At 39.3% G+C, this 14,290-nt stretch carries 11 protein-coding genes; 9 read left to right on the top strand and 2 right to left on the bottom strand.

The features are described from left to right. Positions 1-132 precede the first annotated feature (132 nt). Positions 133-1,428 (top strand): histidinol dehydrogenase, encoded by a 1,296-nt coding sequence (gene hisD / locus IQ236_RS17305; protein WP_193870447.1) that lies wholly within the window; start codon positions 133-135, stop codon positions 1,426-1,428. 120 nt (positions 1,429-1,548) lie between these two features. After that, on the top strand, positions 1,549-1,980 hold the full coding sequence (locus IQ236_RS17300) for a universal stress protein (protein ID WP_193870446.1): 432 nt from the start codon (positions 1,549-1,551) through the stop codon (positions 1,978-1,980). An 85-nt stretch (positions 1,981-2,065) separates the two neighbouring features. On the opposite strand, the gene IQ236_RS17295 is transcribed toward IQ236_RS17300, so the two are convergent. After that, positions 2,066-4,135 (bottom strand): thioredoxin domain-containing protein, encoded by a 2,070-nt coding sequence (locus IQ236_RS17295; RefSeq protein ID WP_193870445.1) that lies wholly within the window; start codon positions 4,133-4,135, stop codon positions 2,066-2,068. Positions 4,136-4,281: 146 nt separating this feature from the next. Here IQ236_RS17295 and IQ236_RS17290 point away from each other — a divergent pair, with 146 nt between their 5' ends. From IQ236_RS17290 to IQ236_RS17280, 3 genes are all read left to right on the top strand, one after another. After that, positions 4,282-5,907, top strand: coding sequence for a PQQ-binding-like beta-propeller repeat protein (locus tag IQ236_RS17290; protein WP_228041697.1), 1,626 nt, complete (start codon positions 4,282-4,284; stop codon positions 5,905-5,907). Positions 5,908-6,132: 225 nt separating this feature from the next. Next, positions 6,133-6,630 (top strand): 2TM domain-containing protein, encoded by a 498-nt coding sequence (locus IQ236_RS17285; protein ID WP_193870444.1) that lies wholly within the window; start codon positions 6,133-6,135, stop codon positions 6,628-6,630. Between the two features lie 238 nt (positions 6,631-6,868). Beyond that, a complete protein-coding gene (locus IQ236_RS17280) occupies positions 6,869-7,018 on the top strand; it encodes a hypothetical protein (RefSeq protein ID WP_193870443.1) in 150 nt (49 codons plus the stop codon). A gap of 100 nt (positions 7,019-7,118) precedes the next feature. Here IQ236_RS17280 and IQ236_RS17275 read toward each other — a convergent pair whose 3' ends face one another. Further along, the gene (locus tag IQ236_RS17275; protein ID WP_193870442.1) at positions 7,119-7,805 is read right to left on the bottom strand and encodes a diacylglycerol/polyprenol kinase family protein; all 687 of its coding nucleotides are present in this window, start codon (positions 7,803-7,805) and stop codon (positions 7,119-7,121) included. A gap of 429 nt (positions 7,806-8,234) precedes the next feature. Here IQ236_RS17275 and IQ236_RS17270 point away from each other — a divergent pair, with 429 nt between their 5' ends. From IQ236_RS17270 to IQ236_RS17255, 4 genes are all read left to right on the top strand, one after another. Continuing rightward, positions 8,235-8,693, top strand: a complete 459-nt coding sequence (locus IQ236_RS17270) for a phosphate-starvation-inducible PsiE family protein (RefSeq protein ID WP_193870441.1) — start codon at positions 8,235-8,237, stop codon at positions 8,691-8,693. A gap of 248 nt (positions 8,694-8,941) precedes the next feature. Then, positions 8,942-12,553 carry a Yip1 family protein gene (locus IQ236_RS17265; protein WP_193870440.1) on the top strand — a complete coding sequence of 1,204 codons (3,612 nt, stop codon included), beginning with the start codon at positions 8,942-8,944 and terminating at the stop codon, positions 12,551-12,553. 195 nt (positions 12,554-12,748) lie between these two features. After that, on the top strand, positions 12,749-13,831 hold the full coding sequence (locus IQ236_RS17260) for a DUF3474 domain-containing protein (protein ID WP_193870439.1): 1,083 nt from the start codon (positions 12,749-12,751) through the stop codon (positions 13,829-13,831). Between the two features lie 76 nt (positions 13,832-13,907). Beyond that, positions 13,908-14,270, top strand: coding sequence for a hypothetical protein (locus IQ236_RS17255; RefSeq protein WP_193870438.1), 363 nt, complete (start codon positions 13,908-13,910; stop codon positions 14,268-14,270). Positions 14,271-14,290: the final 20 nt, after the last annotated feature.

Genomic DNA, 14,290 nt, shown 5'->3' with positions numbered 1-14,290 from the left:
AGTATTGGCAAGGAAGCAAGGGGGATAAGTTCTGAAACTGTGGTCAGTTTGGCCCAGCCCTTAGAAAGTGAATCCTTGTTGTCTGTTTCCTATCTCGGCCCTAGTTTCTTAAGGTTGGCACTCCGAATCACCATGCTGCGAATTATTACTCAGTGGGTTGAAGCACAAGCTGAATTGCGACGGATCTCTGACCGTACCCATGATGACACGATGATCCATAAAGAGGCAACGGTGCGGGAGGTGCTGCAAACAGTTCGGCGTCAAGGGGATAAAGCACTTCTCCACTACACGGAAGAATTTGATCAACAGACCTTAACATTAGACCAATTGCGGGTGAGTGGTTCAGAGTTAGACGCAGCTTACCAACAAGTGTCTAAAGAATTACTCAATGCCATCCAGTTGGCCCGCAAACAAATTGAAGCCTTTCACCGCCAACGGATTCCCAAGTCTTGGGTTCAGTTTGAAAATGACGAGGTGGTTCTCGGAAAACGATATACTCCCGTTGATCGGGCTGGACTTTATGTACCGGGGGGTAAAGCTTCGTACCCTAGTACCGTGTTGATGAATGCGGTTCCGGCCCAAGTCGCTAAGGTTCCTCGGATTGTCATGGTCACACCCCCAGGGCCAGATCATAAAATTAATCCGGCGGTTTTAGTCGCGGCTCAGGAAGCCGGGGTACATGAAATTTATCGGGTCGGGGGAGCGCAGGCCGTTGCGGCTTTGGCCTATGGCACGGAAACGATTCCCAAAGTGGATGTAATTACCGGCCCTGGTAATATTTATGTGACGTTGGCGAAAAAATTGGTTTATGGAACCGTGGGCATTGATTCCCTAGCGGGGCCATCGGAAGTTTTAGTGATTGCGGATAGCTTGGCGAACCCGGTTCATCTGGCGGCGGATTTATTGGCCCAAGCGGAACACGATACCTTAGCGGCGGCGATTTTATTAACAACGGATTCAGCTTTAGCCCGACAAGTGGTGGCTGAAGTGGAACGGCAGTTAGTCAATCATCCCCGACGCACCCTAACCGAAAAAGCCATCGCCCATTATGGTTTAGTGGTTGTCGTCGAATCCTTGGAAGCGGCAGCCCAGTTGTCCAATGAGTTTGCCCCCGAACACTTGGAATTAGAAGTGGCCGAACCTTGGGATTTACTCGAAAGTATTCGCCATGCCGGAGCCATCTTTTTAGGGTGTTCGACACCGGAAGCCGTTGGGGATTATTTAGCTGGCCCTAACCATACCTTACCGACATCCGGCGCCGCCCGTTATGCCTCAGCGTTAGGGGTGGAAACCTTTATGAAACATTCCAGTTTAATTCAGTATTCTCCAACGGCTTTACAGAAGGTGGCTGGGGCCATTCAAGTCTTGACCGCAGCCGAAGGTTTACCGTCTCATGGGGACTCGGTACGCCTAAGAATGGAACCTTAGAATCAGCGACTTCTCTCAACATTCATGGGGATGTGTAACGTCTTGCCTTTAGAATAGGAGTTTGAGTCCTGCTAGATTTCAAATTCCAGATTTTTCAATTGTTTTAGAGGAGACGTTGCTGTGCTGAATACGATTTTGGTTGCTGTGGATGATTCACCGACTGCGAAGTTTGTGATTGAGGCACTGGGCCAACTACAATTGCAACCCACAACAAACGTGATCTTCTCTCATGTGGTGCCAACGGTGGCATCGGATTTTGATTTGGTGGCTGATAGACCTCATCTGGGTAGTGATGAGTTTCCTTATCGTCATATTGAAAAGCAACTTCGCGGTTATCAGGATCAGTTAGATTGTGAAAGTGAAATTGAAATTGTGGCAGGTGACCCAGCAGAGGAAATTATTCGGTTAGCCAATATTTATCAAGCGGATTTGATTATCATTGGCAGTCGGGGACTAACGGGGGTCAAACGAATTTTACAAGGGTCGGTGAGTTCTCAGGTGGTTTCAGAGGCGAATTGTTCGGTTTGGGTGGTTAAGGAAGTTGAGGATTAGTTGAACATTGCGATCGCTACATATCTCCCCCCGTATTAAGGAACGTTGGGGGGATCATCCATCGCGCTGATAACTGTATTTCTGATTAGGAACGAGATTGACTGGCTTGCAATTGTTGTAACATTTCCTCAGAACTTTGGGCGGGTTTATTACATTTTAATCCCTGACAAACTAACCCGATAATATCATTAGGAAGGGTATGATCTGCTTTAAAAATAATAGCGGGAAAATATTGAACACTCAATGCTGAAATTTGTTGGGGAGACGTTCTAACTAAGGTATTATTCCGATACCAATCTAAGGCTGTAAATAAACTGGGACAGGCTTGGGGGGATTTTTGCATCACCGAACTAAAGGCGGTTAAGCCTTGTTCAGCTAAATCTAAAAGTTCCAGATTTTCTGTTAATAAAAACAGACGGACTAAATTAGAAATTGCTACCCCATTGGCGGCGGTCGTTGCATTATCAATATAGCTGCGTTCGCGAATTAATAAATCTTCTCCTGTGTCTTTAGCAGTATTAAAATATCCGCCCAATTCCACACTCCAGAGTAAATTATTAAATTCTTCTTGAACTTTTTTGGCTTGTTCTAACCAATAATCTGACTGTACAGAATCAGTTGTTACCGTTAAACTGGCTTGATGTAAATCAATCAACGCTTTAATCAATAACGCATAATCTTCAGATTGAGCAACAACGTCCGGTTGTCCTTCATAATTTACCCGATGTAAGCGTCCATCTATCCACTGGTTTTTAAGAATAAATTGAGTGGCTTTTGTAGCTAATTCTAAATATTCAACGTCTCCCAAAACTCTCGCGGCTGTGGCTAAACCAGAAATCATTAAACCATTCCAAGCGACGATCATTTTAGTATCTGTAACGGGGGGAATTCTTCCTAACCCAGGATAGGTTTTTGCTTCTTGATTATTACGAGCCGGAGCAAAGGTTTTTACCGTTTCTGGTAATTCTCCATAGCGAACTTTAAAAAGTTTTGCTAAAGCCGATTCAATAATATGGTTGAACTCATCTGCATTGGTTCGTTGTAGAACATTTTTTCCTTCAAAATTTCCCGCTTTTGTAATCGTAAATTGTTCTTGCAAAACGGCATATTCTTCGGGGTTTAAAACTTTTTCTAGTTCGCTATTATGCCAAACATAAAAGGCTCCTTCTTCCGGTTCTGATTCATCGGGAGCGGTAAAATTATCGGCATCTTGAGACGCATAAAAATACCCTTCTGGAGCCGTCATTTCCCGTTTTAACCAAGCCACTGTTCCTTGTATTGATCGTTTAAACGCTGGTTTTTGAATTCCTGCACTCCATAAATTTGCTAAATATTCAACAATTTGTCCATTATCATAAAGCATTTTTTCAAAGTGGGGAACTGTCCAAGTCGGGTCAACGGTATAGCGATGAAATCCTCCCGCAACGTGATCATAAATTCCCCCTAATGCTAAATCTAAACCCCGTTGAGTACAAGCTTGTTTAGCATCATATTGATCCTGAATATTAAACCGAATTCTTCGCAAAGCCATGTCTGTATAGGGAATCATGGGAAACCTTGGCCCCCCATATTCATTGCGACTAACAACCCCGGTATTGGCTTCTAATCCTTTTTGTAATAAATCTTCCGTTAATTCAGAAATTGGTAAGATTGTAGCTTGTTGCAAATGCGTCATAATTTCATCTTTAAACGCTTGCAATTTAGTTTTTTCTAAGTCATAAAATCGACGAATGGCTTGTAAAACTTCTAAAAATCCAGGTCTACCATAACGGGGTTCTAAAGGAAAATAAGTGCCTCCATAAAAGGGAATTCGTTCATCAGGAGTTAAGAATATATTTAACGGCCATCCCCCTTGACCCGTCATCATTTGTAAAGCTTGCATATAAATACTATCAATTTCTGGTCGTTCTTCTCGATCTACTTTAATCGGAAGAAAATGTTGATTCATATATTGGGCAATTCCTGGGTCAGAAAATGCCTCTCCTTCCATCACGGTGCACCAATGACAACTCGAATAACCAATAGATAGAAAAATCGGTTTATTGGCTAACCGTGCTGTTTCTAAAGCCTCGTCACACCAAGGCCACCAATCAATGGGATTTTCTGCGTGTTTGCGAAGATAAAGACTTTTGGATTCAGAAAGACGATTAACCATGAGAAATACCTAAAAATTTATTAAGATTCAATTAGTTTAACATTTTGATTTGCTGATCGGTGGGTATTAATTGAGGTTGAGTTGGGTATTAGGAATTTATGGTTTAATATTAAGTCTGGGTAGAGACGCGCCAAAAGCCTTACGGCATGGCGACCCCATGGCACGTCTCTACGGGGATTATTTATTATATTCAGGGTTTTAATATTATGGTTTCTCGCCGACAGTTTAATCAACTTGCTGCTTATTTTTCTCTGGGATCATTAATTCCTCCCTCTATTTCTAAGCTGTTTAATTTTAACACAACAGAAGCCGAAATTCAACAGGAATTCAAAACATTATTATCGATTTTAGATCCAGAAATTGAACTTTTAGTCCCCACCTATTTAGGCAATGATCAACGGCGTTTTTATGGTCGAGGTGTGCCTGAAAATATTAAACAAATTCATAAATTTCCATTAGGAACCGGGGTTACTTATGTCGGACGAACTCGTAAAGTTTGGAGTGGGGCAGGATGGACAGGACAACCCACAATTACAAAAGATCGAGGGAAAACCTATTTAATTATAGGGGCATTTGACTATTATTTAAGGAAAATTGAGTTAGAGACACAGCAGGAAATTTGGAGGTATAAATTTGATGATGTGATTAAAGGAACATCCAGTATTTATATTGATGAAACAGCAACGGATGAGAATCGGATTGTTGTTTTACAAGGCAGTCGTAGTAGTTTATCTAAAGGCGGATTAGCCACCAGTTTTCGGGCAATTTCCTTTAGGACTGGAAAAGAACTTTGGAAGCTAAATTTACGTCCTACCCCCAGTTATAGTCGAGATAATGATAGTTCTCCTTTATATTTAGGAGATGGAGTCATTTTTAATGCGGGAGAAAATGCCATTGGTTATTTTCTCAATAGTTCGGTTAAAACGGCGGAAAAAAAATCAGGATTTTTACAACCTCAAATTTTATCGGAAGTGAAACTCTATCAAGATGGAGATAGTAGCCGACATGGGGGAAATTTAGTCAGTGAATCTTCTCCATCGCGGTTAGGAAATCGAATTTTTATGGCATCGGGTTCAGGACATATTTATGGAATTGATTTAAAAACGCGAAAAATTGTTTGGGATTTTTATACAGGTTCAGATATTGATGGTTCGGCGGTTATTTCTCAAGATGGCAAGCTATTCTGTGCAATTGAAAAACAATATATTCCGGCAAATGGAGGGATTCTTAAACTCAATCCTAACCGGAAACCGAAAGATAGTGTGGACTGGTTTTTACCGACTAAAAATCAAAAATTTAATACTTGGGATGGCGGTATTATTGGTTCTGTGGCGTTGAATGATGAATATAACCCCGATGGATTTCCGGCTATTTTTGCCACCAATGCCATTGATGGGTATTTATATATTGGATCTCAAAGGATTACCACCGGAAAAACAGTCACTGGGCCCTTAGGAACGGGACAATATAAAACCCCTATAATTTTAGTACAGGAGAAAATCGGAGCTTCGATTTCAACGCCTATTTTTACCGATGGTTATAAATTAGTGACGGCTGGATATAATGGGGTTTATTTATTTAATTTATATTGGGAAGAAGCGAGAGCCAATCAAAGTAATGTCATTCCTAACGAACGGGGGGAATATTATCGGTTAAGAGTGGAACAAACGGGACGATTTAAACCGGAAGTTTCTTTCGAGTCAACTCCTGTGGTTTGGCAGGGTCAGGTGATGATTTGTGGACGGGATGGGGGATTATATACCTTGGGTTAATTGAATCAACTCAGTTTCGCCATGATGATCTCGTTTTTGGTGTGAACCTCTGCAAAATTTTCTAAGTCTAGTTACTATAAAAGTAGGTGAGTAGATTCATTCCAAGAGGTCATTCTGAATTAAGGCGTTGGAGTCCTCGATAAACGGAACTCAGACCTTTTCTGAATCACTTCTAAATAGACCCTGATGTCTACGACTTCTAATAAGGAGATTAGGATAATTCTTATGACAAACTCAGATACTCAAATCAGCCGTACCTATTTACAGGAAGATATACAAGAAATTCTCTATATTGCCATTTGTCGCAAACAAGATAATGAGGAAATGACTCGTCAAGATTTGTTAGAAATTGCTAAAGATTTAGGAATTTCTTACCACGATTTAGAACTGGCTGAACAGCAATGGCAGTTACAGAAACAAGAAGCCGATGAAAAGTTAGTCTTTAATGTCTATCGTCGAAATCGACTGAAACAAAATTTAATTCAGTTTGCTATTGTTAATGGTTTCTTGATTTTAATTAATCTGGTGATTGCTCATAGTATTGGATTTGCAGCGTTTGTCTTTCTATTTTGGGGATTATTTTTAACCCTCAGAGCTTGGAAAACTTATCAAACGGAAGGAGAGGATTATGAAACGGCTTTCAAAGCATGGCGCTTGAAAAAAACCGTTGGCAAATCCATTAATGCTTTTGCGGATAAAGTTTTAAAAGGATTGCAGTCTTAACGGATGAAATAGAAGAACTCGGCAAGAAACTGATGTAGAGATGAGTAAATTTACCGCTTTACATGAGTTTCTCCCGTTCAGGCTTAAGTATTTCTAACAATTAAAATATATTGCATAATTTAAACAAATGTAAACTTGAACTGAGTGCAAATAAATGTTGCAAACTGACACACTTTCTAATTTTTCCCCTAAAATAATAAGTATAGAAGACTGACTGATTCTTATGAGGTGAGGCAGTATGAACATCTTAAAATCTGTTAAGGAAATGATGACCTATCTGACGGAAGCCGCAGGACGGATGTTTGTCGTCAGTGATGATATGTACCCCGAAGTCGGTACCCAACCCTTTGAAGGAACTCCCAACAAAGATCCGCGTTGGAAACACTAAAGATAACAACACAATTGAATGTGTGATTACCCCTTGTTTTTTCTCTTGTTTTCAAGATCACTTTAAATCCCTCGTAATGGTTTACGGGGGATTAATCTTTTTAGAGGATTTGATTAAGAAAAAAAGCTAAGGACGCACTTCCAAATGGAACAGTAAGATTATCAATTCCATATTTTGAAAATGTTTCTAACGTCGTTGCTACAAAGGCTACAACTATTGAAATTATCCAAGTTGGTTGATCATTTCCCTGAATAACTAACAAAATGCTAAGGGAAATCATAAAACTAACGCATAGCATGGTTAGGGAACCTTCCCAACTTTTGCAACTTCCTAAAAAACAATATTGATGTTTACCCCATTGTTGACCAATCACGGCGGCTAAACCATCCCCCCAAGCCATGATTAAAATCCCTAAAGCAGCATATTGAGGTTGTTGAATTGTCCAAAACCAACCGATTAAAACCCCAATACTAATGGCATAGAAAAACGTTCCTAAACTGTTTCGTCCAACACTATTAATACTGGGAAGAATAGGAGTTTGATAGGAAATAATGGCAATGATTCCTGAAATTACACTAGCAGCAATTCCCACCCATGCGGGAATCTGTAACCACCACGCTAATAGTATCACATTTCCAGTTCCGATATGCACAATTTTTCGGGAGACTTCAGCATTCACTGAAAAAACGCGGTTGAGTCCTTCTGCTATTACTAAAATTAAACCTAACCAAACCGCAACTAACGTGATTTGGAATCCTAAAGAAGGAATTTCAGTTAAACTCGGCATGGAATTAATGGGGTGTAAATTAATCTAAACTATTAGTATACGCTGATTGTTGTATTTTCAGAATTCCTCTAACCTTTATTCTTTTTAAGTATGTCAGAACTCAGCTACTCCAATGATGTATTATCTAAGCATCAATTTTTGGTCAAAGAAAAATTTGGTCAAGTTAATGTTTACGGAAAAAATGCTCAATAAGATGCTTTTCTACAATCTCAGATTACAAATTATTGAAAATTACCATAGATTTATATCAATGGTTTTCATTAATTATGAAAATACTATTGTTCATTCAAACACTTCAGTCACCCCATTTCGGGATGATTGGATAAATTTTTAACAATAGTATTGCATTAACGGACTCTAACTTATATATTGAGACTAATTTGCTTTATTCTCTAGCATCATCTATTCAACTTCAATTCACCTTTCACTATGTCCCGCAAAAAAACATTTTTTGAATCCCTAACCCATTGGTTTAGCGACGAACATTTTTTAATGATATTAGAAGAAGTTCAAGTTGCGATCGCTAAAACCTTATCCCTTGCCATGGTGGTGATCATTGTAGTTTGTTGCGGTCAATTAATTTTATATTTAACTCAAAAATTACTAACGGATTCTACTTTAATATTTAAAGTTTCTTTATTTGAAATCTTTGGATTGTTTTTAAATGTCTTAATTGCATTAGAAATATTAGAAAATATATCGTCTTATTTAAAAAAGCACGTTATACAAGTTGAATTAGTCATTATTACATCTTTAATTGCTGTTGGTAGAAAAATTATTATTTTTGATTTGGATAAAAAAGGAGGTCAAGATTTAATTGGGCTGGCGTTGGCTGTTTTAGCATTATCCATTAGCTATTTAATCGTTAAGCTGAATAAAGGGAAATAAAAACTAACATACCATAACTTAGGGGTTTAAGGGTGCGTAACTTCACGAAAAACCCTTCCTAAAACTGGAAATAAAAAGTATAAAATCATACAAACCCTGTCAGTTTTCCCCTATCTATATTATTGCCAAATACACCCCCAAGCAGAAAAACCTTAAGTTCACAAATTGTATCATTCTATCAAGCCAAGATCAACTAAACTAACAACCAGCCAGAAATTCAGCATTCAGTCTTTTTAACGCTTAATTCTATGGAAACCCTATTAAACCAATTTTGGCATTTTGTTTCAGGAGCATTTACCCTTAACCCAGATGTCTTTAAAGAAATTAGCACCCTACCCAATAGGTTAACGATCGCATTAATGATAGTTCTAGCGGCGGGTTTATCTCAATCCATTGGACAATGTATTGTTTTATTCGCCAATAAAGTTAAACCTGTTCGGTTTGTATTAAGTTTAGGAATTTCTGCGATTGTTTTTACCCTCAGTTATGGATTATGGGCAACAAGTATTTGGATTACCAGTAGTTTAATTTTCAAGATTCCACTCAGTTTTAGCTTGATTTTTACAATCGTAGGGGTGAGTTACGCCCCCCAAATGTTAGGGTTTTTAATCGGTTTACCTTATTTAGGAATTGCCATTGGGGTATTCCTTTCAATTTGGAGTTTACTCGCTCAATTTGTAGGATTAGAAACCATTGCCATTTTTGATGATTGGTCAGCTTTTATTTGTACTTTAATTGGGTGGGTTGTCTTACAAATTCTGCAACGAACTATTGGTCGTCCGATTTTAGCATTTAGCCGTTGGTTATCAAATTGGGCGGCGGGTACTTCATTAATTACAGACCCAAAACAATTAGAGCAAATGCTGATGGATGGCAGTGATCCGCAACTGGTTACTGTTGGTAAAGAACTTTGGTTAGAAGCAGAACAGCAAGAAGAAACACCCCAACGAAAACCCTCATCAATTATTAAATTTATTGCTCTAGCAGCCTTAGCTTTATTATTAATTTTAATCTTGACCCCCACCGATAAAAATCCTTTTTACATCTGGTTTGGATTATTAAATGATTCTTTCCGATTGGCTTTAAAATTAATTCAATATAGTTTAATCGCCCTGTTAATTTCTATTATTTTAACTCCCCTAGAATCCTTAAGCTGGTGGGCGGGATGGTATGGAGTTCAACCGTTACAAAATCCGGGGAAATTAGTATCAGAAGCTTGCCCAGATACTCCCATCAATCATTATGTTGTGTATTTAGATGGCATCAATCAAGGTTCCTATCAATATTTACCTGAAGTTGAACGCTTTTTAGATGATTTAGCAGCAGCCACTCCTGATAATATTGCCATTGTTAAAGGGATTATGCCCTATTCTGTCACCAATAATCCCTTAACTCAAAATCGACCTTTTGCCTTTTTGTGGCGCATTGTAGACTCGATGGCGGTTAACAATCCTGCCAATCCCATTGGGTTTATTATTAATGCTCGCAATATTGTCTCGGTAGCGGTTTCGGCTGATCCTCGTTATGGCCCGATTCAAAATCAAGGTTTAGCGCAGGTTTTGTATAATAGTTTACTTAACTATGGTTATCCCCTCGGTAGTTCGATTCCGGTGACGTTAATTGGCTATAGCGGTGGTGGTCAGATGTCAATGGGGGCTGTAACCTTCCTCAAACGCACCCTTAATGCTCCGATTACAGTAATTTCTATTGCAGGGGTTATCAGTGGAAATACGGGGGCAATGGTGACAGAACATCTCTATCATCTGGTGGGTGAAAAAGATAGTGTTGAAAAAGTGGGGGCAATTATTTTCCCTGGACGCTGGCCAATTGCGTTATTATCCAATTGGAATTGTGCTAAACGCCGAGGAAAAATTAGTTTTATTTCTTTAGGGCCCGTCGGACACAATATGATGGGTGGCCCGATGGGAGATGAGAAACTCCCAAATGGTAAAACCTTTCTGGAACAAACCGTTGATATTGTCACTGGAATTTTATTAGAAAATTGGGAACTGACCGGGTTAGCGCCGGAAACGCTGAAAAAACCCAGTAACTATGAACGCTACAAACGAGCGGCTTTTAATCAGATTAATTATTATCCGATTCAACAAACCCTTGATTCTCCCTATTATCAACCCGTAGGAACGTGGATTGGTCGCTTAATTTTACCCGAAGAATCAGACCGTCAGCGCGTCAAAGGCGTGTTGTTTGAAATTTATCACGCGGACGAAAAAAATCAACATCGAATCGGTCAAATTGTCAATTTGAGATGGGATTTTGATAACCCCACTGTTAAATTAAGAGTACAATTAGTCACCCAAGATTTAAACTTTATTGAGCAGGTCAGAGTGAGTGAATCCCAGGGAAATATTCACCCGGAACGGATTAATGGTTGGTCAAAAGTTGATCCTTTAGAATCTATCGCCGGAGCTAGACCCCAGGATGATGTGATTGTTGTGTTAAAAGAGCCTGTGCTTTTAAAAGATACCGGAGCAGAACCTCCAAGTCTTTATATTCAGCATGATCCTGTAGAAATTACTGGGCGATTTTATGGGTTAGTTACGGTTGTTCAAAATTTAGGAAAAGACCTCTTTTTAGTTCGTCATTATCAACCTGAATCTCAAGGATTTGATGGCCCCGAAGAACAAGTGTATTTACCTTCTGTGGTAGCTAATCGAGATGGGATTTTGTCTTCGGTTAATCAAGATTTAGAACGCTCTCCAATTAATCCTTCAGGATGGTATATTTTTGGGCAAAAAAATATCGATGGTCAATTTGTAGTTCAAGCACTCGCACCGCATCGATTATTTTCCCTCAATCCAGATGTTGTGATTTCGGGACAACAACAAACCCTAGATTATATTAATCATGAATACTGGAAAAATAAAGTTACCCCCAAAGGGGAAATTAAGACGATTTTACTCAATCCTAATCAGGAGAATTCGATTTATTCTGTTCATCCTGAATCCCTTTGGCAAGAAGGTGATCGCGCATTATTAATGCACGTTTATGGAGGCATTGGAGGCCCTAATGGAGATCATACTCCCTTTGGGATTTACTTCGGACATTTTGCCTATGGCATAGCTACGGTTGTGCGCGATCGCATCACCCAAGAGTTACGCTTTAATATTGAGTATCGCCAAATTTATACCCATAATTGTGATGGGATTATCTCAGGAAATTTAGACTGGACACGCTATAGCGGTGATCGTCAATTTGGGTGGTTAGGATGTCGTCCTTTTACCGATATTCTGATTAAATTTCCTCCCCTAACTCAAGATTATGATTTTGATGGGTTCAAATTTTCTCCCTTGGATGTGGTGATTAATGAACTTGATATTATGACGGCTCGATATCGCATTGGAGATGGTACGGGAACCACCTTTGTGAGTGCGATTAATTCCTGTTCTCAAGATTCCAGTCAAGCTCTGTACTTATCTCTGAGACGAATGCTGGCTCAATTTGAATTAAATCCCCTATTAATGAAATGGTTGCGAGAAAATCCTCACCATGAACAAACCGAACGATTCTTCCAATTAAATACCTTAGTGAGAAGTTTAGAAAAGATCTTAACACCGATGGGAAAAGTCAGGAAAGATTGGCAATATAGTGCCCCAACTTTAGGTCGTTTTCCCGAAGAAACTCCCTTAAAAACCTTGTCTCGATTAGCGGACAGTTGGCGATCTTTATTACCTCGATTAATTAACGATCAAATCGCCATGATCTTTCTACAATTAGGAGCTTATGTCTGGATTCTCCGTACCAATCAAGTCGGCGGAAACGATTCCTCGATTGAACCCCTAATTCCTACAGATTTTTGGTTTGGTATTCCTAAACTGGAACACTTTAAATATGATTCATGATCCCCAAATCTTCTAAAAATGGCCCAATCCTGATTGTAACTTCAGATTTATTGCGAAAATGAACGTCTAATAACGGTAAAATAAATTCCGTTCAGAACCCCCAGTTTAGGTTGGCATCCCAAACCCTGATGTTTGTGATTCAATTTGGGATGACCACAAAACTGGGGATTGTTCACAAGGTCAAATCAAAACTTCGTGCAATTATCCAATCGTTCTAACCAGTCCACCCTAAACCCGTTACCGAGTACAACCTCAGAGTTACCCTTTACTCTTCAAGACGTGAAAGCTGCGATTCCCGCCTACTGCTTTGAACCCTCGGTGTGGAAATCTCTGAGTTACTTCTTTATTGATATTTCCATCATTGCAGCCCTTTATTTCATCGCCTATAAACTCGATTCTTGGCTATTTTTCCCCATTTTCTGGGTGATGCAAGGAACGATGTTTTGGGCGTTATTTGTTGTGGGCCATGATTGCGGTCATGGGTCTTTCTCAAAAATCAAATGGCTCAATAACTTAATTGGCCATCTCTCCCATATCCCCATTCTGGTTCCCTATCACGGTTGGCGAATTAGCCACAGAACTCATCACGCCAATACAGGAAATATTGACACTGATGAAAGTTGGTATCCGGTGACGGAAACTAAGTTTAATATCATGCCTTGGTATGAAAAGCTATTTCGCTTTTATATCCCTTTATTGGCTTATCCGATTTATCTATTTCGGCGCTCTCCCAATCGTCAAGGGTCTCATTTTCTTCCCAGTAGCCCCCTATTTAAACCGTCGGAAAAATGGGATATTATTACCAGTACATCCCTGATGATTGTTATGGTAGGGTTTTTAGGATTCCTGACTTATCAGTTTGGATGGCTGTTTTTTGTCAAATACTATTTCATGCCCTATTTAGTATTTGTAATGTGGCTGGATTTGGTCACTTATTTACATCATACGGAAGCCGATATTCCCTGGTATCGGGGGGATGATTGGTATTTCCTGAAAGGAGCATTATCGACTATTGACCGCGATTATGGCTTTATTAACCCGATTCATCATGATATTGGGACTCACGTTGCTCACCACATTTTCTTGAGTATTCCCCACTATCATTTAAGAACAGCCACAGAAGCGATTAAACCCCTTTTAGGTGACTATTATCGTTACTCTAATGAACCGATTTGGAAGAGTTTTATTCAATCCTATTTGTCTTGTCATTTTGTTCCTGATCACGGTTCAAAAATCTATTATCAATCCGGTTGGAATTCTGACAAAACTGTTGATTAAAGACTGATCAATTCAGATGCGGGGTTTCAGGTTAGAAATCCCGTTTTTTTTCTTTCTACAATTAGAGTATCCGTTTATGTCTTTTTACAAGCAAAACCTAGAAGCATTTCTGCAACTGTTACAGGAACAACCTCAGTTATTTACTGAGTCAAAACGTCAAGAATTACTGGCTGTAATTGAACCGCTACCGGATGAGATTGAAACGTTATCCATTGCGATCGCCAGTTGGTATGAAACTGATGATGAAATTGTGGATGCTCAGTTAGAAATCCTGAATAATTCTATTTTAATGGCTAATAATCCGTCTGGCGATCGCACCACCGAATTAGCATTAGCCCGTTTTCCTAAAAATAACATTGAAGATGTTCCTAAATTGAATCAACCGTTAAACAAAGAAACCTTAAAAACTGCCATTCAAAAATTGATTAACAATTCGTAATTCGTAATTCGTAATTCGTA

This window comes from Planktothrix mougeotii LEGE 06226 (assembly GCF_015207485.1).
GTDB lineage: Bacteria > Cyanobacteriota > Cyanobacteriia > Cyanobacteriales > Microcoleaceae > Planktothrix.
Note: the sequence above shows the minus strand (reverse complement) of the source record. Positions and strands in the feature narration are given on the sequence as shown.